Source organism: Streptomyces sp. NPDC002845 (assembly GCF_053591955.1).
The window spans coordinates 62,720-82,861 of record NZ_JBSFUU010000009.1 but is presented as its reverse complement, the minus strand read 5'-3'; the positions used below and the strand labels follow the sequence as shown (position 1 = coordinate 82,861).

General features: G+C 70.2%; 21 protein-coding genes and 2 pseudogenes. 11 read left to right on the top strand and 12 right to left on the bottom strand.

Features of this window, described 5'->3' with window-relative positions:
* Positions 1-20: 20 nt before the first annotated feature.
* The gene (locus ACWD3C_RS08805) at positions 21-1,478 is read right to left on the bottom strand and encodes an aldehyde dehydrogenase family protein (RefSeq protein ID WP_451141593.1); all 1,458 of its coding nucleotides are present in this window, start codon (positions 1,476-1,478) and stop codon (positions 21-23) included.
* 105 nt (positions 1,479-1,583) lie between these two features.
* Between ACWD3C_RS08805 and ACWD3C_RS08800 the strand changes: the two genes are divergently transcribed.
* Entirely contained in the window at positions 1,584-2,012 is a 429-nt protein-coding gene (locus tag ACWD3C_RS08800; RefSeq protein ID WP_451141591.1) for a MarR family winged helix-turn-helix transcriptional regulator, read from the top strand.
* Between the two features lie 197 nt (positions 2,013-2,209).
* Positions 2,210-2,638 (top strand): anti-sigma factor antagonist, encoded by a 429-nt coding sequence (locus ACWD3C_RS08795; RefSeq protein WP_451141589.1) that lies wholly within the window; start codon positions 2,210-2,212, stop codon positions 2,636-2,638.
* 24 nt (positions 2,639-2,662) lie between these two features.
* Here ACWD3C_RS08795 and ACWD3C_RS08790 read toward each other — a convergent pair.
* Positions 2,663-3,209: pseudogene (locus ACWD3C_RS08790) on the bottom strand (EF-Tu C-terminal domain-related protein); the annotation flags it as partial.
* Between the two features lie 84 nt (positions 3,210-3,293).
* Between ACWD3C_RS08790 and ACWD3C_RS08785 the strand changes: the two are divergent.
* The 4 genes from ACWD3C_RS08785 to ACWD3C_RS08770 all read left to right on the top strand — a co-directional run bounded on the left by ACWD3C_RS08785 (position 3,294) and on the right by ACWD3C_RS08770 (position 7,209).
* The gene (locus ACWD3C_RS08785) at positions 3,294-3,869 is read left to right on the top strand and encodes an IS607 family transposase (protein ID WP_451141587.1); all 576 of its coding nucleotides are present in this window, start codon (positions 3,294-3,296) and stop codon (positions 3,867-3,869) included.
* Entirely contained in the window at positions 3,862-5,508 is a 1,647-nt protein-coding gene (locus ACWD3C_RS08780) for an IS200/IS605 family accessory protein TnpB-related protein (protein WP_451141585.1), read from the top strand. The genes ACWD3C_RS08785 and ACWD3C_RS08780 overlap by 8 nt, the downstream gene beginning before the upstream one ends.
* 316 nt (positions 5,509-5,824) lie before the next feature.
* Positions 5,825-6,490, top strand: coding sequence for a DUF4230 domain-containing protein (locus ACWD3C_RS08775; RefSeq protein WP_451141583.1), 666 nt, complete (start codon positions 5,825-5,827; stop codon positions 6,488-6,490).
* Positions 6,491-6,606: 116 nt separating this feature from the next.
* Positions 6,607-7,209: a VanZ family protein gene (locus ACWD3C_RS08770; protein WP_451141581.1), complete on the top strand. Its 603-nt coding sequence runs from the start codon at positions 6,607-6,609 to the stop codon at positions 7,207-7,209.
* 6 nt (positions 7,210-7,215) lie between these two features.
* Here the strand turns inward: ACWD3C_RS08770 and ACWD3C_RS08765 are convergent, their stop codons facing one another.
* Entirely contained in the window at positions 7,216-7,455 is a 240-nt protein-coding gene (locus tag ACWD3C_RS08765; protein WP_451141579.1) for a hypothetical protein, read from the bottom strand.
* A gap of 126 nt (positions 7,456-7,581) precedes the next feature.
* On the opposite strand from ACWD3C_RS08765, the gene ACWD3C_RS08760 reads away from it, so the two are divergent.
* Together ACWD3C_RS08760 and ACWD3C_RS08755 are read left to right on the top strand one after the other, a co-directional pair.
* On the top strand, positions 7,582-8,625 hold the full coding sequence (locus tag ACWD3C_RS08760; protein ID WP_451141577.1) for a PHP domain-containing protein: 1,044 nt from the start codon (positions 7,582-7,584) through the stop codon (positions 8,623-8,625).
* 241 nt (positions 8,626-8,866) lie between these two features.
* The gene (locus ACWD3C_RS08755; RefSeq protein WP_451141575.1) at positions 8,867-9,898 is read left to right on the top strand and encodes an SDR family oxidoreductase; all 1,032 of its coding nucleotides are present in this window, start codon (positions 8,867-8,869) and stop codon (positions 9,896-9,898) included.
* A 72-nt stretch (positions 9,899-9,970) separates the two neighbouring features.
* On the opposite strand, the gene ACWD3C_RS08750 is transcribed toward ACWD3C_RS08755, so the two are convergent.
* From ACWD3C_RS08750 to ACWD3C_RS08735, 4 genes and pseudogenes are all read right to left on the bottom strand, one after another.
* Complete coding sequence (locus tag ACWD3C_RS08750) at positions 9,971-11,311, bottom strand: LCP family protein (protein WP_451141573.1); 1,341 nt, start codon at positions 11,309-11,311, stop codon at positions 9,971-9,973.
* A gap of 314 nt (positions 11,312-11,625) precedes the next feature.
* Positions 11,626-12,032: pseudogene (locus ACWD3C_RS08745) on the bottom strand (BlaI/MecI/CopY family transcriptional regulator).
* A gap of 228 nt (positions 12,033-12,260) precedes the next feature.
* Entirely contained in the window at positions 12,261-12,695 is a 435-nt protein-coding gene (locus tag ACWD3C_RS08740; RefSeq protein WP_451141571.1) for an ArsI/CadI family heavy metal resistance metalloenzyme, read from the bottom strand.
* 62 nt (positions 12,696-12,757) lie between these two features.
* On the bottom strand, positions 12,758-14,161 hold the full coding sequence (locus ACWD3C_RS08735) for an NAD(P)-binding domain-containing protein (protein WP_451141569.1): 1,404 nt from the start codon (positions 14,159-14,161) through the stop codon (positions 12,758-12,760).
* Positions 14,162-14,327: 166 nt separating this feature from the next.
* On the opposite strand from ACWD3C_RS08735, the gene ACWD3C_RS08730 reads away from it, so the two are divergent.
* Positions 14,328-14,708: an ArsR/SmtB family transcription factor gene (locus tag ACWD3C_RS08730; protein ID WP_451141568.1), complete on the top strand. Its 381-nt coding sequence runs from the start codon at positions 14,328-14,330 to the stop codon at positions 14,706-14,708.
* Positions 14,709-14,770: 62 nt separating this feature from the next.
* On the opposite strand, the gene ACWD3C_RS08725 is transcribed toward ACWD3C_RS08730, so the two are convergent.
* The 3 genes from ACWD3C_RS08725 to ACWD3C_RS08715 form a co-directional block, all read right to left on the bottom strand.
* The gene (locus ACWD3C_RS08725) at positions 14,771-15,835 is read right to left on the bottom strand and encodes an ArsO family NAD(P)H-dependent flavin-containing monooxygenase (RefSeq protein WP_451141566.1); all 1,065 of its coding nucleotides are present in this window, start codon (positions 15,833-15,835) and stop codon (positions 14,771-14,773) included.
* Positions 15,836-15,911: 76 nt separating this feature from the next.
* Complete coding sequence (gene arsB, locus ACWD3C_RS08720) at positions 15,912-17,018, bottom strand: ACR3 family arsenite efflux transporter (protein WP_451141564.1); 1,107 nt, start codon at positions 17,016-17,018, stop codon at positions 15,912-15,914.
* Positions 17,015-17,323 carry an ArsR/SmtB family transcription factor gene (locus tag ACWD3C_RS08715; RefSeq protein ID WP_451141562.1) on the bottom strand — a complete coding sequence of 103 codons (309 nt, stop codon included), beginning with the start codon at positions 17,321-17,323 and terminating at the stop codon, positions 17,015-17,017. The genes arsB and ACWD3C_RS08715 overlap by 4 nt, the downstream gene beginning before the upstream one ends.
* A 110-nt stretch (positions 17,324-17,433) precedes the next feature.
* Here ACWD3C_RS08715 and ACWD3C_RS08710 point away from each other — a divergent pair, with 110 nt between their 5' ends.
* The gene (locus ACWD3C_RS08710; protein WP_451141560.1) at positions 17,434-17,847 is read left to right on the top strand and encodes an arsenate reductase ArsC; all 414 of its coding nucleotides are present in this window, start codon (positions 17,434-17,436) and stop codon (positions 17,845-17,847) included.
* A 76-nt stretch (positions 17,848-17,923) separates the two neighbouring features.
* On the opposite strand, the gene ACWD3C_RS08705 is transcribed toward ACWD3C_RS08710, so the two are convergent.
* A complete protein-coding gene (locus ACWD3C_RS08705) occupies positions 17,924-18,316 on the bottom strand; it encodes an ArsR/SmtB family transcription factor (protein ID WP_451141558.1) in 393 nt (130 codons plus the stop codon).
* A gap of 166 nt (positions 18,317-18,482) precedes the next feature.
* Here ACWD3C_RS08705 and ACWD3C_RS08700 point away from each other — a divergent pair, with 166 nt between their 5' ends.
* Positions 18,483-19,184, top strand: a complete 702-nt coding sequence (locus ACWD3C_RS08700; RefSeq protein ID WP_451141556.1) for an arsenate-mycothiol transferase ArsC — start codon at positions 18,483-18,485, stop codon at positions 19,182-19,184.
* A 116-nt stretch (positions 19,185-19,300) separates the two neighbouring features.
* Here the strand turns inward: ACWD3C_RS08700 and ACWD3C_RS08695 are convergent, their stop codons facing one another.
* Complete coding sequence (locus ACWD3C_RS08695) at positions 19,301-20,092, bottom strand: winged helix-turn-helix transcriptional regulator (RefSeq protein WP_451141554.1); 792 nt, start codon at positions 20,090-20,092, stop codon at positions 19,301-19,303.
* Positions 20,093-20,142: the final 50 nt, after the last annotated feature.

The following is a 20,142-nucleotide window of genomic DNA, read 5'->3' as shown; positions in this document are numbered from 1 at the left end:
ATGCACTCCTTTGGGGCCGCTCAGTCGAGCGAGATGACGACTGACTTGATCTTGGTGTAGCCGGCGAGGGCCTCCGGCCCGTACTCGCGGCCGTAACCGGAGTCCTTCACGCCGCCGAAGGGGACGGCGGGGTCGAGCATCGCCCAGTCGTTGATCCAGACGATGCCCGCCTGGAGCCGGTCGGCGACGCGGTGCGCGCGGGCCAGGTTGGTGGTCTGCAGGCCCGAAGCCAGGCCGTACGGCGTGGAGTTGGCCATCGCGACGGCTTCGTCCTCGGAGTCGAAGGGCTGCACGGTGAGGACCGGGCCGAAGATCTCCTCCTGGACGACACGGGAGTCGTTGGGCAGGTCCGCGATCACCGTGGGCTTGTAGTAGTAGCCGCCGCCCAGATCGAGGCGCTCGCCACCGCAGACGATGCGCCCGCCCTCCTTGCGGGCCAGGGCCACGTACTCCTCGACCTTGCGCAGGTGCTTCTCCCCCGCCATCGGTCCGACGACAGTCTCGGGCTGCCGGGGGTCGCCGACCGGAACGCCGGGCACGGCCTCCGCGAGGATGCCGACCACGGTGTCGTACACCGGGCGCGCGACGAGCAGGCGGGGGCCGCCCATGCAGAACTGGCCGGTGTTGAAGACGAAGGCCTTGATGACCGCGCCGATGGCCTTCTCGACGTCGGCGTCGTCGAAGACGATGTGCGCGGCGTTTCCGCCCAGCTCCATGGTGACCGGCTTGAGGGCCCCGCCCGCGACGCCCGCGGCATGGCGGCCGACGGCGGTGGACCCGGTGAAGGAGACCTTGTCGATGCCGGGGTTCCTCAGCAGAGCCTCGCCGGCGACCGGGCCCGTGCCGGTGACGACGTTGTAGACGCCGTCCGGGACACCGGCCTCCTTCAGCAGGCCGGCCATGTAGAGGGCGCTGAGCGGGGTCTCCTCGGCGGGCTTGTGCACCACGGCGTTGCCGGCCGCCAGCGCCGGGGCGATCTTCGAACCGGCCAGGATCAGCGGGAAGTTGAAGGGGGTGATCGCGGCGACCACGCCGAGCGGGCCGCGCCGGGTGTAGGCGTGGGCGTTGAGCGGGGTGTCGCGGAGCGCGCCGTGCAGGCTCCAGGCGAGGGAGGCGTAGTACTCGTAGTCATTGGCCGCGGTCGTCACGTCGACGGCACTGCACAGCGAGATCGGCTTGCCGACGTCGAGGCTCTCCAGGGCCGCGATCTCGTCGGCGTTCTCCCGGATCAGCTCGGCGACCCGGTGCAGCACACGGCCCCGCTCACGGCCGCTCAGTGTGGCCCAGCCGCTGTTGTCGAAGGCGTCCCGGGCGGCCTGTACGGCGGCGTCGACGTCGACCGCGCCCGCCTCCGCGACCGTCGTGACCACCTGACCCGTGGACGGGTCGATCACATCCGTCCGTGCTCCGTCGGCCGCCTCGCGCCACTGTCCACCGATGAACAGCTGCCCGGGCCCGCTTTCGAAGGTGGTCGTCATTGCCCACTCCCCAGCCTTGATCGCCAAGATTTCAACAAACAGGATTCCTGTTGGTTCGCAGTCTCTTTACAGACAGGTTTCCTGTCAATGCCTTAGGCTGAACCCATGGTCGGCACCAAGGCAGCTCCCTCGCTCCTCTACATGATCAAGCAGGTCGAGCTCGTTGTCCGCTCACACCTGGACGACCTGGTGAAACCGGCCGGCATCACAGCCCTGCAGTACACCTCGCTCACCGTCCTGGAGCGGCACGACGGACTCTCCGCCGCCCAGCTCGCGCGCGACTCGTTCGTCACCGCCCAGTCCATCGCGGATCTCGTACGGAGCCTGGAGAGCCGTGGGCTCGTACGGCGGGAGCGCAATCCGCACAACCGCCGGGAGCTGCTGATCCTGCTGACCGACGCGGGACGCGAACTGCTGGCGAGCTACGCGGAGCCCATGCGGGAGCTGGAGGAACGCATGCTCCGGGACCTCACCGCCCGCCAGGCCGACCAGTTCCGGCAGACCCTGTCCAAAGCCTGGCAGGCACTGTCCTAGCGCCGGGCGTACGCCCCGTCGCGGAAACGGCACGCAACGTGTCGGACACGCCTCGCGTTAAATCAAAGACATATGTCAATCGAACATGCTGAAATTCACTCCAACGAGGGTAACTTGCTGGGCGAGGAATGGTTTTGCCGTCACAGGGGCCCCGGTGCACCGTCTACGCTCGCGAGACGTCGTCACCCCGGCCCCCGGTGACCCTGAACCCCGCCACTGAGGAGCCGGTTGGAGGCGATGTCGTCGTGTCGCACGACCCCGCACCGCTGACCCGGCATCTGCGGGTCCGCCAGGAGCGCGGACAGACCGTGCTGGAGTTCCACGGCGAGATCGACATCATCGCGGCACTGGAGATCATCCCGTACCTGGACTCCGTGACCGGGCGCCCCGAGCCGCAGATCGTGATCGACCTGCGGCCCGTCGAGTTCTTCGACTGCTCCGGACTGCGCCTGCTGTTCCGGGCCCGGCACCGGATCCTCGCCCGGGGCGGACGCCTGCACCTGCTGTGCACACAGGACCTCACCCTGCGCATCCTCCATGTGAGCGGCCTCGCCCACCACCTGCCGCCGTCGGCGTCGCTGGAGGAGGCGCTGAGCCGCCCGGAGGCCACGTCGGGGTCCCTGTGACGGTCCCCGCTCGATGACGGGTCCCTACTTGACGATCTTGATGACCTGGCCCGCGCCGACCGTGCGGCCGCCCTCGCGGATGGCGAACTTCAGGCCCTCCTCCATCGCGATCGGCTGGATCAGCTCCACACGCATGGTGGTGTTGTCCCCCGGCATGACCATCTCGGTGCCCTTGGGCAGGGTCACCACGCCCGTCACATCGGTTGTCCGGAAGTAGAACTGCGGCCGGTAGTTGTCGAAGAACGGCGTGTGCCGGCCGCCCTCGTCCTTCGACAGGATGTACGCCCGCGCCTCGAAGACCGTGTGCGGGGTCACCGAACCGGGCTTGATGACGACCTGCCCGCGCTCGACGTCGACCGCGCTTGACGCCCCGCAGCAGCAGCCCGACGTTCTCGCCCGCCCGGCCCTCGTCGAGGAGCTTGCGGAACATCTCCGTGTTGTTGATGTAGTCCGCGTGCCCCGGCCAGTCGACATGCGCGTAGTGCCGGTTCTCGGTCTGGTACTCGACATGCGCGATCGAGATCGTGATGCCGCGCTGCCGCTCCTCGGGCGCCCTGTCGATCTGGTCGAACGGCGCGAAGGGGTACTGAACTGCTCGGGATTGAGTCAACTTTAGTGTGCATTAGGGCCTCTGAGTGGGTGTTATGATCGCCGCATGAACCTCAAGGAATGGGCGATGGCGAACGGTGTGCACCCGCATACCGCCTATCGGTGGTTCCGTGAGGGCACACTGCCGGTACCTGCTGAGCGAGTCGGGCCGCGCACGATCCTGGTGAACATCGAGGTGAATTCCTCACCGTCTGTGACTGGCGGTGTGGGTCTGTATGCCCGCGTTTCCTCCCACAACCAAAAGGCCGACCTGGAACGCCAGATCACCCGGCTCTCGGAGTGGGCGGCGAAGGCCGGGCACAAGGTGGTGCGTGTCGAATCGGAGATTGCCTCGGGCATGAACGGCGGCCGGACCAAGGCCCGTCGTCTGCTGGCCGATGCGAAGGTGACCACCGTCGTCGTAGAGCACCGTGACCGGCTCGGGCGGATGAACACCGAACTGGTCGAAGCCGCTCTCGAAGCCGCCGGGCGCCGGCTCGTCGTCCTCGACGACGGCGAGGACGAAGACGATCTCGTGCGGGACATGATTGAGGTGCTGACCTCGTTCTGTGCCCGCCTGTACGGCCGCCGAACGGCGAAGATGCGGGCACGCAAGGCTCTTGAGGCGGCCGAGCGTGGCTGAACCCGGGAAGCAGTTGCGCACCATCGAGGCGCCGTTCGTCGCGCTCGGTCCGTCCGGTGTCGCTATCCGCGACCGCCTCAAGTACCTGACCGCCGAAGACGAGAAGGTGCTGCGCCTCGTCGGTGAACACCTGGGATCTCTGGCCTCCCGGGACCTGAAGGCACGATGCGCGGACGGCCTGGAGCACTCCAGCCAGACGTGGGCGGCCCGCAAGCAGGGCCTGACCGCCGAGTCCTCCTCGCGCTGGGCAGGCAGTATCACCAAATCCACCCACGACCAGTGGGCCCTGTCGCGGCGATGCCAGCTCGCGCACATCCAGAACCTCGAAGCCGGTGTCCGGACCCTGATACACAGGCTGTCACAGCCGATCGGCGAGAAGGGCACCAGGAAGGCACCGGGCGGATACCGCTCGAAGAACGAATGGTTCCGCAAGTCCCGGCGTCTGGCCACACTGGAAGGCCGCCTGGAACAGGAGCGGTCCGACCGTGAGGACGGACGGGTCCGTGTCGTGCGTGGCGGCCGGAAACTGATGAACACCCGCCACCACCTCGCCGACGCTCAGCTCACCGAGGCCGAGTGGCGCAAGCGGTGGGAGGCGGAGCGCTGGTTCCTGGCCGCCGACGGCGAGTCCGGCAAACGCTTCGGGAACGAGACGATCCGCGTTACCCCCGACGGTGAGGTATCCGTCAAGCTGCCCGCACCGCTCGCGCACCACGCGAACGCCCCATACGGCCGGTACGCCCTGACCTCGAAAGTGGCATTCGCGCACCGGGGCCAGGAGTGGGCCGACCGTATCGAGGGCAACCGGGCCGTGGCCTACCGCATCCACTACGACGTCGCCCGTGACCGCTGGTACCTCACCGCGTCCTGGCAGCGCCCCGTCGTGAAGACGGTTCCGCTTCAGACGGCCCGCGCGAACGGCATGATCGGCGTGGACACCAACGCCGACCACTTCGCCGCCTACCGGCTCGATCGGAACGGCAACCCGGTCGGCGAGCCCAAGCGGTTCTCCTACGACCTCACCGGCACCGCCAGCCACCGGGACGCACAGGTCCGGCACGCCATCACCCAGCTCTTGCACTGGACCAAGCGCTGCGGTGTGACAGCCATCGGTATCGAAGACCTGGACTTCACGCAGGAGAAGACCCGCGAGAAACACGGCCGCCGCAAAAGGTTCCGGCAGCTCATCTCCGGCATCCCCACCGGCAAGCTCAAAGCCCGGCTCATCTCGATGGCCGCCGAGCAGGACCTCGCGATCGTCGCGGTCGATCCGGCGTACACGTCGATGTGGGGCGATGAGCACTGGCGCAAGCCCCTGACCAGCAACACTCGCAAGATGTCCCGTCACGATGCCGCGAGCATCGCGATCGGGCGACGCGCCCTCGGGCACCCGATCCGGCGACGGACGGCACCGCCCCACGACGACCAGAGCGATCGTCGTGGGCATCGGACCGCCCAGGCCGGACCGGGCGCACGGGGACGTGAGGAAACCCGCCCACCCGTCACGGAGCGTGCACACGATGCACGTCGCCGGACCGAGACTGATCAGAGAACGCGGGGGACCAGTGCATCCAAAACCGTTCGGGATGCGCACAGTGCCAGGACGTGGGTCCAAGACTCACTCCTGCTCACTGATTAGGAACGGTTCAGGTCGGGAAACCTACACCTTCGTCATCGCCGCCGTGAGCGTCGTCTCCCCGTGGTCGATATGACCGGTGATCCCGATGTTCACATCCGGCTTGGTCCGCTCGGACTTCTCCTTCGCCGCTGTGACCCCTCCCCTGTCATGGGTACTGCCGAACGCTGCTCCGCTCCTTCCTGTCTATTCGCTCGGGAGCCCGCCGAACAGGCCGTGAACGGTCCAGCTGGGCCGGTTCTCGTCCCAATCTCCCAACTGGGCGTTCTGTCAAGCCATTTGAGGGGCACTTGTTGAAACAGGAAGGAGGGCCGTCGACATGACGACGTCCATCACACGCGCACGTCGCCTGCCGGGCTGGGTGAAGCTCCTCACTGTCCTCGTCGTACTCCTCGTGGTCGCTCTCGCCGCACTGAGGCTGCTCGTCTTCGGGAGCATCAAGGACATCTTCGGCACACAGACCCAGGACCGCTCGGGCCCCGCACTCCTCAAGTCCATCCAGGACATCAGCCGTTACGACGCCGCCACGGGCAACTTCCAGGTGGTCGTGGATCTGGAGAAGGACGCCAAGTACCTGCCGGACGCGATCCGCGGCACCCGCACGCTGTACGTGGGCGCCGGCACCGTCGACGCCTACGTCGACCTGGGCCAGGTGGGCGAGAACGACGTGACGGTCAACGAGGACCGCACCTCGGCCACGCTCAACCTCCCGCATGCGGCCCTCGGCAAACCGGCCCTCGACCCCGAGCGCTCCTACGCCGTCTCCAAGCAACGCGGCCTCCTGGACCGCCTCGGCGACCTCTTCTCGGACAACCCCAACAGTGAACAGGCCGTCCAGAAACTCGCCTCACAGCACATCGGCACCGCGGCGAAGGAGAGCCGGCTCACCGCCCGCGCCGAGTCCAACACCACCGACATGCTGGAGGGCCTCCTGCACTCCCTGGGCTTCGAGGAGGTGAAGGTGACGTACGGCGGCGAGACCTGAGCGTCACCGCGGTCGCCTCGGCGCACCCGGGCCGGACTGTGTGCGCCGAGGCTTTGAAGCCCTCCGCGCGGGTAACCACCTTGGGACAAAGGGAAGTTGAAGCTGGGAGGGTTTTGATGGCCCGCACCACGTCACGCTCCCGTACAGCGAAACCGGGCCGCAAGCCCGCGTCGGCCGCGCCCGCCCGGCGGCCGCTCCCGTTCCCCCTGCGTCTCCTGCTGATGCTGCTGGCCTTCGCCGCCATGGTGGCCTTCGCCGCCGTGCTGGCCAGTCTCACCCTGCGGCCGTCCCCGGCCTCGGAGGCGCTGACGCACAGCAATCTGCGGCCCGGCGACTCCCTGGAGGCCTACCTGAACCAGCCCGCGCTGCGCGACACGGTCAAGCAGATCGGCGGGAACATCCTGCTCGGAGTGCCCTTCGGGGTGCTGCTGCCCGTCCTGGCGCCCGGGGCCCGCGGGGCGCTGCGCGTCCTGGTGCTGACCGCCCTCGTCATGCTCCTGGTCGAACTGGTGCAGGGGGCGGTGGTGACCGGGCGCGCCTTCGACATCGACGACGTCATCCTGAACACCGGGGGCGCGCTGCTCGGCTATGTGCTCGTGGGCCGGTGGCTGGGCCGGGCGGTGCATCCACGCAAGCAGCCCGAACCGCGACGCGACGGCGCCAAGGGCCGGCGCCCGCGCATCGTCCGCCGGAAGGCCCCGGCGAAGGGCAAGTCCTAGCCTGCCCTAGTAGTGCCGGGTCCAGGTGAGTTTGTCGCCGCCGACCCAGCGCACCACGTCCGGGTCGTCGAGGTCGTGCACCGTGATGCCGTACGCCGCCGCGGCCCGCAGGACGTCGGTCATCGTTTTCGCCTCCCCGACCATTTGACCGTCGATTTCCACGATCCGGAACGGCGGAGTGCCCGGCTGTACCCCGAGCACCATGATCCGTGGGTGGGAGATGTAGGGGCTCGCGCTTTCGGTCATATGTCGAGCGTAGAGCGCTTCGAGCGGTCAGCGCCGTGACGAGGGCCGGGCGGGTGAGATCGCGGAGGGCGTGGCCGCCGTGCGGGTACCCGGCACATGGGCAACGCTGGAGACAGGAGGTACCCCATGGATCCCGTCGAGGCCCTGGACCGGATCGCGTTCCTGCTGGAGCGGGCGCAGGCCCCCACGCATCGCGTACGGGCCTTCCGTACCGCGATCGGTGTGCTGCGCACGCTGCCGTCGGACGAGATCGAGAAGCGGGCGGCCACCGGTTCGCTGGAAGCGCTCAAGGGCATCGGCCCGAAGACCGCGCAGGTGGTGCGCGAGGCGCTGGACGACCGCATGCCCGGCTATCTGGAGAAGCTGGAGAGGGAGGAGGAGGCCGAGAAGCCGTCCGGGGGCGGCGGTGAGGAGCTGCGGGCGCAGCTGCGCGGGGACTGCCATCTGCACTCCGACTGGTCGGACGGCGGGAGCCCGATCGAGGAGATGGGGCGGACGGCGGCGGAGCTCGGGCACGAGTGGGCGGTGCTCACCGATCACTCCCCCCGGCTGACGGTGGCCCGTGGCCTGTCGGCCGACCGGTTGCGCGAGCAGTTGGAGGTGGTGGCCGGGCTCAATGAGCGGTGGGCCCCGTTCCGGCTGCTCACGGGGATCGAGTGCGACATCCTCGACGACGGCTCGCTCGACCAGGAGCGGGAGCTGCTGGAGCAGGTGGACGTGGTGGTGGCGTCCGTGCACTCCAAGCTGCGGATGGACGCTCGGTCGATGACCCGGCGGATGGTCACCGCCGTACGGAATCCGCGGACCGACGTGCTCGGGCACTGCACGGGACGGCTGCTCGACGAGCACGGACGGCCCGAGTCGGAGTTCGACGCGGACGCGGTGTTCGCCGCGTGTGCCGAGTCCGGGACGGCGCTGGAGATCAACAGCCGGCCCGAGCGGCTCGACCCGCCTCGGCGGCTGCTGCGCAGGGCGGTGGAGGCGGGCGTGCTGTTCTCGGTCGACACCGACGCGCACGCGCCCGGTCAGCTCGACTGGCAGATCAACGGCTGCGCTCGGGCCGAGGAGTGCGGGGTGCCGCCCGAGCGGGTGATCACCACGTGGACGGCGGACGAACTGCTCGCGTGGGCCCGGGACCGGGTGACGCCGTCACGCGTCGGGAGCGCGTGACGCGGCGCTGCTCCGTCCGGACGTGTTCCGAGACTTTGTGTCAGCAGTGACGCAGGTCACTGAAGCCCTGGAGCCTTTCGCCGAGAGGCGACCGCCATGCGGGCCCCACAGACGCCCCGACCGGGATTCCCCCGTCCGGTCGGGGCTTTTCTCCGGCCGAGACCGCGCACGTCTCGTGCGTGCAGCCCCGCGTGCCGGGTACTCGTCACGCTCCTTACGGAGCTACCGAGAGGAGCCTGCGGTGAGCAGTGAAACCGGAGGCAGGATGGTCGTTGTTACGGGCGCCACGGGGAACGTGGGCACCAGCCTGGTGCGCCTGCTCGCGGAGGATCCCGAGGTCGGATCGGTACGGGGGCTGGCCCGGCGGATTCCCGACTGGGCGCCCGCGAGGACGGAGTGGTCGGCCGTGGATCTGGCGGCCGAGGGGACGGATCTGGTCACCGAGTTCGAGGGCGCGGACGCCGTCGTCCATCTCGCGTGGGCGTTCCGGCCGACGCACGACCCGGCGGTGACCTGGCGCACCAACGTGCTCGGCGGCATCCGCGTGTTCGAGGCGGTCGCCGCCGCGAAGGTGCCCACGCTGGTGCACGCCTCGTCGGTCGGGGCGTACTCGCCGGGGTTCAAGGGCCGCGCGGTGGACGAGTCATGGCCGACGCACGGGTGGCCGGGCGCCGCGTACTGCCGGGAGAAGGCCTACCTGGAACGGGCGCTGGACTCGTTCGAGCGCGAGCACCCCGGGGTACGGGTGGTCCGGATGCGCCCCGCGTTCCTCTTCAAGAAGGAGTCGGCGAGCGAGCAGCGGCGGATCTTCGCCGGCCGCTTCCTGCCGGGCCCTCTGCTCCGGCCCGACCTGCTTCCGGTGCTGCCCGACATCCCCGGGCTGCGCGTCCAGGCCCTGCACACCGACGACGCCGCCCAGGCCTACCGGCTCGCCCTGCGCGGCGACGCACACGGCGCCTTCAACCTGGCCGCCGAGCCGCCCGTCGACGCGGAGGTCCTGGGCGAACTGCTCGACGCCCGACCGGTACGGCTGCCCCGCGCAGCCGCCCGCTCGGCGCTCGCCGCCGCCTGGGGTCTGCATCTGCTCCCCGCCTCGCCGCACCTCTTCGACGCCGTCCTGCGCATGCCCCTGATGGACTGCACCCGTGCCCGCGCCGAACTGGGCTGGCGCCCCGAACGGACTGCCGTCGAGGTCCTGGACGAGTTCCTGCGGGGACTCCGGCAGGGCGCGGGGGCGGAGACGGAACCGATGGCGGGCCGGAAGGTGGGCTGACCAGCCGACCCACCGTGCGCCGAACGCTGCCGAACGCCGAGGACACCGGCGTATCGGCCCGGCACGCCCTCGTCACCGGATGCTGTCGAGGTCGAGGTCCGTTCCGATGACGAGGGTCACCACGCCCGGGGTGGCATCCGCTGCTTGGGCGGCCCGGATGTCGGGCAGCCGGGAAGCCAGTACCTTCGCCTGCTTCTCCAAGTCCTGCGGATACGTGACCGCGGTGGTGCGAGTGGGCTCCGGGGCGTTGCCCGTGGCGACGACGGTGAGGCCCGCCTCGCTGAGCCGTTCGGCCACGGCGGCGGCGTGGCCTGTGATGTCGGTGCCGTTGAGGACCTGGACGCGCACGGAGGAGGCGTAGACCAGGTCCTTGGCGTCGGCCTGCAGTGCCTTCTTGTCGACCTCCTTGTCCCGGGCCAGGGAGGCGAACAGGTCGGCGGCCTGCGGGTACTGCCACACGACATTGGCCTTGTCGGTGGCCACGTCGGCCTCGCGCGGATAGTTGGGGACGGTGAGGAAGGTCAGGCGGTCGCTCGGGATGCCCTTGAGTTCCGAGGCGAGGCCGTACAGCGGCTGGATGCCCGCGAGTTCCTTGTCCGTGGTCAGCGACTTGGTGGCCGACTGCAGAAAGCCGTACAGCGCGTTCGGGCTGGTCAGCTTGGACTGCGCCTTCTCGGCCAGGGACTCCATGAACTCCTGCTGGCGGCCGATGCGTCCGAGGTCGGAGTTGTCGCCGATGCCGTAGCGGGCGCGTACGTAGCCGAGCGCCTCCTCGTCCCTGACGGTCTGACAGCCCGCGTCGAGGTCCAGGCGGGCCTTCTTGTCGTGGATGGCCTCTTCGGGGCAGATCTCGATGCCCTCCAGGGCGTTGACCATGCCCTTGAAGCCCTGGAAGTCGACGGACATGAAGTGGTCGATGCGCAGGCCGGTGTTCGCCTCGACCGTCTTGATGGCGCAGGCGGCGGCCTCCGCGACGTTGCCACTGGTGCCGCCGATCGCGAACGCCTCATTGATCTTGAAGCGGTGCGGGGCGGAGGTGGTGCCGTCGCCCTTGTCGCACGCCGATATCTCCACCCACGAGTCGCGCGGGAGGGACACCACGTTCGCCCACTTCCGGTTCGCCGGGATGTGCATCACCATCAGCGTGTCCGACTGCATGGTGGTCAGGTCCCCGCCGCCGTACTCGGCGTTGGCCCCGTCCCGGCTGTCGGAGCCGACGACCAGGATGTTCTTCGAGCCGGGGCTGAGGTTGACCGGGCGGTTCTCGCCGAGCTTGTCGTCGATATCGGCCGCGTTGATGTTGCCGTCCAGGTCCTGGTAGATCCAGGCGCCGACCCCGGCCACACCGAGGATGAGCACCGCGAACGCCCCGGCGACCCACGCCAGTATCCGGCCCCGCCGGGTCAGCCGCATCCGCCCGCCGCCACCCGCCGGAGTACGTCGAGGTTTTCCCCTGCTGCCCACCGGCGCCCACTCCCCCATCGCGGCCGTGCCCGGCCGGTCAACTCCTCACGAGTGCCCGGCACCTGTGCCCACCGGACAGCGGAACGCTACCTGTACACGGGCATACGGGCGGGAGACGGGCCCGTCTCACCACAACCGGAACCGAGGGCACCGCTGTGCCCGCCGCCGGACGGGCAAGGAGGCACGGAAGCCGGGGTCGGCATGCTCGGAGGATGAAGAACCACGCAGGGCAGCGGCAGAAAGACGAACACCCCTGTGAGTCTTCAGCCTTCTCGTTCTCGTTCTCCTTCTCCTTCGCCCTTGGTTTGATCCAGCAGGTCGCGCAGCAGCCGCTCGTCGTCCGGGCCGAGGCCGGTGACGAAGCTGGCCAGCACCGCCTCCCGGTCGCTCTCGGCGTCCAGCATCCTGCGCAGCTTCCGCGCGGCCAGACCCGCCCGGTCCGACACGGGCGTCCACGCGAAGGACCGGCCCACCCGCTCCCGGGTGACCGCGCCCTTGGCCAGCAGCCGGGTCAGGATGTGATCACCGTCGTATAGGCGAGGCCACCGCCCAGCCGCTCCTGCACCCACCCCGCGCTCACCGGGCCGTCCGCCTCACCCAGCGCGGACAGGACGAGCGCCTCCAGTTCACCCCGCCCCCGCCGCCGGGAACGCCGCCGCTGGTCCATCACGCCCTGGCTCCCTTCCACCGGCCCCGAACTCGCAAGCGCTCCACCGTAGGTCCACGCGACAGCCCGGCCTCCGCTGCAACCCCGCCCTCAGGGCCGCCGACAGGAAGGGCGTGGTGGACGATTCCCCAGCCGGTGATCCGGATGGCGCGCAGGGGGGACGGCGCGGGGCAGTGGCTGGTCCCCGGTTCCAGCCACTGCCACGTCGGCCTGAAGGGCGGTCATCGGTCGTCAGCAGCAGCCACCGGCTTCGGCCGGGCTCGTGCGGCGGGCGTCGGCCTGCTGCTTGGTGAGGGTGTCGGTGTCGGCCTTGACGACGTACACCTCCCAGGGTTCCTGGCCGGGCCCGTGGACCCAGACCTTGTCCTGGAGGGCGTAGCAGCAGGCGGTGTCGTTCTCCTCGACGGTGGCCAGACCCGCGTCGGCGAGGCGGGTCGTGGCGGAGTGCACCGCCTCGGTGCTCTCGACCTCGATGCCGAGGTGGTCCATGCGGGTGTCCTCGCCCGCCGTGCCCTCGATCAGGACGAACTTGAGCGGGGGCTCGGCGACGGCGAAGTTGGCGTAGCCGTCGCGGACTTTGGCGGGCTCGGTGCCGAACAGCTTGCTGTAGAAGGCGATCGAGGCCTTCAGGTCGGGGACGCGTAGGGCGAGTTGTACGCGGGACATGGCTGTTTCTCCTGTCGTACGAGGAAGGTGTACCCCGGCCTGGACTGCCGGGGTACGGCAGGTCAGGAGCCGATGCTGCTCCCGGGCGCCTCGGGCCGGCCGATCGGGATGGCGGCGCCGGTGGGCGCGATCTGGGCCAGTTGGGGCGTGGGCGCGCAGCATCCGCCGCCCTCGGCCGACTGGCCGTCCGGGTCGTCGAGGAGTCCGCCGCCGCTGCAGACTCCGGTCTCCGGGAGGGTGAGTTCGACCTCGTCGGCTGCTGCGAAGTCGCCGGCGATGGCGGCGACGACGGAGCGCACCTGCTCGTAGCCCGTCATCGCGAGGAACGTGGGGGCACGGCCGTAGGACTTCATGCCGACCAGGTAGACACCCGGCTCGGGGTGGGACAGTTCCTTGTGGCCGTGGGGGTAGACGGTGCCGCAGGAGTGCTGGTTGGGGTCGATGAGGGGCGCGAGGGCGACGGGTGCCTGGAGTCGCTCGTCCAGGCCGAGGCGGAGTTCGTCGAGGAAGGACAGGTCGGGGCGGAGGCCCGTCAGCACGATGACTTCGTCCACCGGTTCCAGGCGTCGGCCGTCCCCGCCGACGAGCACGACACGGCCGTCCGCGGCGCGCTCGATCGCCTGGGTGCGGAAGCCCGTCACCGCATCGGCGTGGCCGTTGTCGACGGCGGCCTTCGCGGCCAGGCCCAGGGCGCCGCGGGCGGGAAGCTCGTCGGCCTCGCCGCCGCCGTACGTGGAGCCGCTGATGCCCCGGCGCAGGACCCACACGGCGTGGGTGCCGCTGCCGTCCTCGGCCTTGGCCAGATCGGCCAGGTAGGCGAGCGCGGTGAAGGCGGAGGCGCCGGAGCCGATGACGGCGGTGCGCCTGCCCGCGTAACGGGCGCGCACGGCCGGGTCCCTGAGGTCGGGGACACGGTAGGTGACCCGGTCGGCCGCGGCCTTCTCGCCGAGTGCGGGCAGACCACTGCCGCCCGCGGGGCTCGGGGTGGTCCAGGTGCCGGAGGCGTCGATGACCGCGCGGGCGAGGATGTCTTCCTCCGTGCCGTCGGCGTGGGCGACCTGGACGACGAACGGCTGGGTTTCGCGGTCGGTGTCGACGACGCGGTCCCGGCCGGCGCGGGCGACCCCGGTGACGGTGACGCCGTAGCGCACCCGCTCGCCCAGGACGTCGGCCAGCGGCTGGAGATACCGCTCGGCCCAGTCGCGGCCCGTGGGGTAGGTGGCCTCGTCGGGCTTGGTCCAGCCGGTGGGCGCGAGCAGCTTCTCGGCGGCGGAGTCGGTGACCTCGCCCCAGGTCGAGAAGAGGCGTACGTGCGACCACTCGCGTACGGCCCGGGCCGCGGCCGGCCCGGCTTCCAGCACCACGGAGGTGATGTCGCGCTCGGTCAGGCGGGCGGCTGCGGCCAGGCCCGTAGGTCCGGCTCCGATGACGACGACGGGCAGGTCATGGGTGGCGGGCGCGGTCACAGAGACTCCTTGATTTCGATGTCTGTCGATGTGATGCGACTCCAGGATGCGCCCTGAATAGACATCCGTCAACATAGAAGTTCTTCTAAGCAGTCCGTCCGGCTCGGCTCCCCGTCGACAACAACTGTTCTTGGCAGCACACCCGAGCGAGTGTCAATATAGACACATGTCGAATCCCGAGAAGGTGGCCGCGCTCCCGGCCCAGCCGTGCTGCCCGGCCCTGACCGAGCGGGAGCTGACGGCCGAGGAAGCCGCGATCACGGCGGCCATGTTCAAGGCACTGGGCGACCCGGTCAGGCTGCGCCTCTTCTCCAAGGTGGCCTCACATCCGGACAACGAGGCCTGCGTGTGCGACATCTCGGACGTGGGCGTGTCCCAGCCGACGATTTCCCACCACCTCAAGAAGCTCAAGGAGGCGGGACTGCTCGTCTCGGAGCGGCGCGGGACCTGGGTCTACTACCGCGTCGAGCCTTCCGTACTCGCCGCGATGAGCCGCCTGCTGATGCCCGCCACCGCGCCCGTGCCCGCGACCACGTCCGCCGCCTGACGGCTCGCACGCGGGCGTGTCGCGGTGCCTCGGAGGTCGGGGCGGGTTCAGCGGCGGCGCGATCAGTCGCGTACGAGGTCGGCGATCTCCCGTACCGCGTCCCGGGCGGGTCGGCCGACGCCGATGAGGGTGGCGGAGGCGGGGCCGGTCCAGTCCCCGTAGCCGAGCAGGTGCAGGCGCGGCTCGTCCACGGCGCGGGTACCGGCGGTGGCGATGTGGCCGCGCCGACCGCGGAGCTGGAGCGGCGCGAGGTGGGAGAGGGCGGGGCGGAATCCGGTGCACCAGATGATCGCGCCGGCCTCGGCGCGGGTGCCGTCGGCCCACTCGACGCCGCCGGGGACCAGGCGGGTGAACATCGGGCTGGCCTTGAGCAGTCCGCGGTCTCGGGCTTCGCGTACGGGCGGGACGGCGACGATGTCACCGAGGGAGGCGACACCGCCGGTGTCGGTACGGCCGGCGTCGAGGGCGCGGCGGCGGGCGGTGGCCGCGTCGAACAGGGCGCGGCCGTCGATGTCGTCGGCCAGGAAACGGGGTGGGCGCCGGGTGACCCAGGTCAGCTCGGTGTCGTACGCCAGATCGGCGGCGATCTGCGCGCCCGAGTTGCCGCCCCCGACCACGATCACCCGTCGGCCGGCGTACTCCCCCGGCGTGCGGTAGGCGACCGTGTGCCGTTGCTCTCCGCCGAAGTCCCCGCTTCCGGGCACGGCGGGCAGGAACGGACGCCACCAGGTGCCGGTGGTGCTGATGACCGCCCGTGCGCGCCAGTTCCCGGAGTCGGTCTCCACACGCAGGAGCTGTCCGTCCCGGTGCACGCCCAGCACCCGCACCGGCCGCCGGACCGGCAGTTCGTAGCGCTTCTCGTAGTCACGCAGATACGCCACCACGTGCGCCGCGTCCGGATACTCCTCACCGGTCTGCGGGGGCATGAGCCGGCCCGGCAGCGAGGAGAACGCGGCCGGGGAGAACAGGTGCAGCGAGTCCCAGGCGTGCTGCCAGGCGCCGCCCGGCGCGGCCCCGGCGTCGAGGACCACGAACTCGACGCCCAGCCGGCGCAGATGGTAACCGGCGGCGAGCCCGGACTGGCCGCCGCCGATCACCACGACCGACGTGGGCCGGCCGCTCGTCACGAGGCGGGGCCGGCGCTCGTGGACCGCGGGCGGCACACGGCATCGGGCGCCCCGGTGCCGGCGCGGTCCCGGCGGTTCACCTCGCCGCCTCCACAGGGGCGGCGGTACGCGTGGTGAACTTCTTGCGCCAGGCCAGCGAGACATAGACCAGGGCCACCAGGACCGGCACCTCGATCAGCGGGCCGACGACACCGGACAGGGCTTGGCCGGAGGTCACGCCGAAGGTGGCGATGGCTACCGCGATGGCCAGCTCGAAGTTGTTGCCCGCCGCCGTGAAGGCGAGCGTTGCCGTCCTGTCGTACGCCAGGCCGATGGCCTTGCCAAGGGCGAAGGTGCCGAACCACATCACGGCGAAGTAGACCAGCAGCGGGATCGCGATCCGGGCCACGTCCAGCGGCTGCGAGGTGATCGTCTTCCCCTGCAGGGCGAAGAGGATGACGATCGTGAACAGCAGGCCGTACAGCGCCCAGGGGCCGATCCTCGGAAGGAAGTCGGACTCGTACCGCTCCTGGCCCAGCTTCTTCTCGCCGATACGGCGGGTCAGGAACCCGGCGAGCAGCGGGATGCCGAGGAAGATGACGACGTTCAGGGCGATCTTCCACATGGAGATGTCGAGGTGCTCGCCGTCGCCCAGGCCCAGCCAGCCGGGGAGCAGGTCGAGGTAGAACCAGCCGAGCAGGCCGAACGCCAGTACTTGGAAGACCGAGTTCAATGCCACCAGGACGGCGGCGGCCTCACGGTCCCCGCAGGCCAGGTCGTTCCAGATGATCACCATGGCGATGCAGCGGGCGAGGCCGACGATGATCAGGCCGGTGCGGTACTCGGGCAGGTCCGGCAGGAAGATCCAGGCGAGCGCGAACATCACCGCCGGACCGGCGATCCAGTTGATGACCAGGGACGAGGCCATCAGCTTGCGGTCGCCGGTGACCGCGTCGAGCTTGTCGTAGCGGACCTTGGCCAGGACCGGGTACATCATGATCAGCAGGCCGATGGCGATCGGCAGCGAGATACCGCCGATCTCGACCTTGGCCAGGGTGTCGTTGAGGCCGGGGATGAGCCTGCCGAGGCCGAGGCCGACGGCCATGGCGATCAGGATCCAGACGGCGAGAAAGCGGTCGAGCGTCGACAGCTTCGCGACGACCGAGGACTCCTCGGCGGTCGCGGCTGCTTCGGTGCGGGTCACAGGCAGGCCCTCTTGTTGTCGGCGGCATTGCGAGCGGACTCGGCCAGGTCGGCGAACTGACCGGCGAGCTGGGCGATGACGTCGGGGCGCAGCTTGTAGTACGTGAACCGGCCGCACGGCTCCGTCTCGACGATCCCGGCCTCGCGCAGCACTCTCAGGTGGTTGGAGAGGTTGGTCTGCTTGGCGCCGGTCTCCGCCACGAGATGGGTGGTGCACAGCGTCTCGCGTGCGAGCAGGGTCACGATTCGGAGCCTGAGCGGGTCGGCCAGAACCCGGATCAGGTCAGTGTCGACTGACGTCATCATGGACTGATACTGTCACATCAGTGGTGGCTGACACCACCGGGTGCTGATGCGATCCGCGCCCGCCCCCGTTGCGAGACACCCGCCCCGTTGCGAGACAAGTGAGACCCCTGATGCCCGACAAGCCGTCCGTGCTGTTCGTCTGCGTCCACAACGCCGGCCGCTCCCAGATGGCCGCCGCGTGGCTGACCCACCTGGCCGGGGACCGCGTCGAGGTCCGCTCGGCGGGTTCCAACCCCGGCGCCGGGGTGAACCCGGCCGCCGTCGAGGCCATGCGCGAGGTCGGCATCGACATCTCCGCCGAGGTCCCGAAGATGCTGACCGTGGACGCGGTCAAGGAGTCCGACGTCTGCATCACCATGGGCTGCGGCGACACCTGCCCCGTCTTCCCCGGCAAGCGGTACCTGGACTGGCAGCTGGACGACCCGGCGGGCCAGGGCGTCGAGGCCGTCCGCCCGATCCGCGACGAGATCAAGAAGCTGGTCGAGGGCCTGATCGAGGAGATCGCCCCCGAGAAGACGGCCTGAGCGACAGCTCGGCGGCCGCCTGACGGGGCAGGCCGCGGCGTGAGCGACAGCTCGGCCGCCACCTGACGGGTCAGGGTCAGGCCGCCGCCGCGGTCTCCGGCTCGGCCACGGGCTCCAGGATCTCCCGTACGCGGCGCAGTCCGCCCTGGTCGACCGAATACCAGACCCAGGTGCCGCGGCGCTCGCGATTGAGCAGGCCGGCCTCGGTCATGACCTTCAGATGATGGCTGACGGTGGGCTGCCGCAGCCCCAGGCAGTCGGTCAGGTCGCACACGCAGGCCTCACCGCCGGGTGCGCGCTCGATGAGTCGGAACAGCTGCAGACGGGTCGGGTCGGCGATGGCCTTGAGCATGACCGCGAGGCGCTCGGCCTCGTCACGGTCGATCAGGAGGCAGGCCAGCGATGGGGTGCACGTCTCCGCCTCGTCTGCCACCGCCTCCGACCTTTCGCCATAGGTAGAGATAGCCATCTATTGACCATAAGCGCCGCTCAGGCGTTCCCCTCGCCCTCCAAGGCCCATCTCGCCACTTGTTCACTTGGCGTTCACTTTCGCTCGGCGCTGTCCAAGACATAGACAGAAACCTATGATGCGAGGCAGCGAGCGATGCCCCGGCACGACCAGAAGAGGTGCCCCCATGGATGAGCACAGCCGGTCCGGTCCTGGCACTCCACCCCTGCACAACAGCGGGGCGGTCATGGAGCGCATCGCGCGGCGGCTCGCGGCGCGTCACGGCCGGGCCTTCTCCCGCGAGACGATCGCGGCATACGTCGAGGAGTGCGCGGAGCTGCTCGGGCGGCGGGCCCGCACCACCCGTCACCTGCCGGTGCTGGTGGAACGGTTCGCGGACCAGCGGCTGCGGGCGCTGGCCAAGGCGTCCGGGCTGGGGCCGGGGCCCGTCCCGCATGTGCTGTTCGTGTGCACCGAGAACTCCGGGCGCTCACAACTGGCCGCCGCGCTGACGCGCCATCGGGCGGCCGGCGCGATCGAGGTGCTGACCGCGGGGTCCGACCCCGGCGGCGCGATCGCGCCGGTCGTCGAGCGGCTGCTGGCCGAGCAGGGCCTCGACCCGGGCGAGGAGTTCCCCAAGCCGCTGACGTCCGAGGCCGTCGACGCGGCCGACGTGGTGGTGACGCTCGGCTGCGGGGACGCCTGCCCGCTGCGGCCCGGCCGCCGCTACCTCAGCTGGGACCTGCCGGAGCTGTCGGGGCTGGACATCGAGAGCGCCCGCTCGGTACGGGACGCCCTGGCCGTGCGCGTCGACGGCCTGGTCCGGGAACTGCTCGACCGTACGGCCGTGGGTCGCTCCCCGGGCCACCCTCACGGTCCCGGCGTCTGACCGGCCGCTGCGCCGATGACCCGGGGACGACCGGTTGGCCGTCGGCGTCTCCTGCAGCCATTTCGCACACGCGGGCCGACCACCGCGGCGAGGGTGTCGCGGACCGTGCCCCACGGCTATGTCGGCTGCACCGGACGCGCCACCGTGGCCTCTGCCGGGGCGCAGTTGTCGGGAGCGCACTCCAGGCGGTAGCCCATGCCGCGGATCGCGTCGATGGTGACGCAGCTGCCCGCCTCGTCGCGCAGCTTGTTGCGGACCCGCCGCACGTGCACGGTCAGGGTGTTGCTGTCCAGGGACTCGGTGCCCCACAGCGCCCGGGTCAGCTCGGCGCGGCTGACGACCTTGCTGGGGCGCTCCATGAGGTAGCGCAGCAACAGGAATTCACGTACGGGCAACTGGAGTGACCGCCCTCGTACGTAGACATGAAAGCCCTGAACATCAAGCTCGATGTCACCGACGACCAGCCTCTGCTCCGAGTCGTCGGACGGACGGTCGCCCCTGAGCAGCGGGAGTATCTCCTCGGTGCGGTAGGGGCGGGCCACGAAGGCCACGGCCCCGGCCGCCAGGGCCGCGGTGGCCTCCGCGGCGCCCTCGGGCCCGGCTCCCACGATGACCGGTACCGGGTGGAGCCGGGCGATCAGCTCGGTGACCCGGACGGCCCCCACCACCGGCAGCGGGGCGCCGAGCAGGACCGCCTTCGGCCCTCGGGCGCCGACCTGGAGCAGGGCCTCGGCGCCGTCGTGGCAGACCAGGGTCCGTACGCCCGCCGTCAGGAGACGGGCCACGGCCTTCTGGGCGATGTCCGAGTCGGGCTCGGCCAGCAGCAGATCCGGGGCCCTGCCGTCTTCGGGGCCGCCGGGACCGCTGTCGGCGACGGTCTCCGGCGGCCGGTGTGGATCGGGTGTCACCCGTAGTACTCCTTTACGTGACGTGCGCAAAGGGGCGGACGTCGGACAGG

Coding starts and splice junctions, on each gene's coding strand:
- ACWD3C_RS08805 (WP_451141593.1), bottom strand. CDS start 1,478: ATGACGACCACCTTCGAAAGCGGGCCCGGGCAGCTGTTCATCGGTGGA.
- ACWD3C_RS08800 (WP_451141591.1), top strand. CDS start 1,584: ATGGTCGGCACCAAGGCAGCTCCCTCGCTCCTCTACATGATCAAGCAG.
- ACWD3C_RS08785 (WP_451141587.1), top strand. CDS start 3,294: ATGAACCTCAAGGAATGGGCGATGGCGAACGGTGTGCACCCGCATACC.
- ACWD3C_RS08775 (WP_451141583.1), top strand. CDS start 5,825: ATGACGACGTCCATCACACGCGCACGTCGCCTGCCGGGCTGGGTGAAG.
- ACWD3C_RS08770 (WP_451141581.1), top strand. CDS start 6,607: ATGGCCCGCACCACGTCACGCTCCCGTACAGCGAAACCGGGCCGCAAG.
- ACWD3C_RS08765 (WP_451141579.1), bottom strand. CDS start 7,455: ATGACCGAAAGCGCGAGCCCCTACATCTCCCACCCACGGATCATGGTG.
- ACWD3C_RS08760 (WP_451141577.1), top strand. CDS start 7,582: ATGGATCCCGTCGAGGCCCTGGACCGGATCGCGTTCCTGCTGGAGCGG.
- ACWD3C_RS08750 (WP_451141573.1), bottom strand. CDS start 11,311: ATGCGGCTGACCCGGCGGGGCCGGATACTGGCGTGGGTCGCCGGGGCG.
- ACWD3C_RS08740 (WP_451141571.1), bottom strand. CDS start 12,695: ATGTCCCGCGTACAACTCGCCCTACGCGTCCCCGACCTGAAGGCCTCG.
- ACWD3C_RS08730 (WP_451141568.1), top strand. CDS start 14,328: ATGTCGAATCCCGAGAAGGTGGCCGCGCTCCCGGCCCAGCCGTGCTGC.
- ACWD3C_RS08715 (WP_451141562.1), bottom strand. CDS start 17,323: ATGATGACGTCAGTCGACACTGACCTGATCCGGGTTCTGGCCGACCCG.
- ACWD3C_RS08710 (WP_451141560.1), top strand. CDS start 17,434: ATGCCCGACAAGCCGTCCGTGCTGTTCGTCTGCGTCCACAACGCCGGC.
- ACWD3C_RS08705 (WP_451141558.1), bottom strand. CDS start 18,316: ATGGCTATCTCTACCTATGGCGAAAGGTCGGAGGCGGTGGCAGACGAG.
- ACWD3C_RS08700 (WP_451141556.1), top strand. CDS start 18,483: ATGGATGAGCACAGCCGGTCCGGTCCTGGCACTCCACCCCTGCACAAC.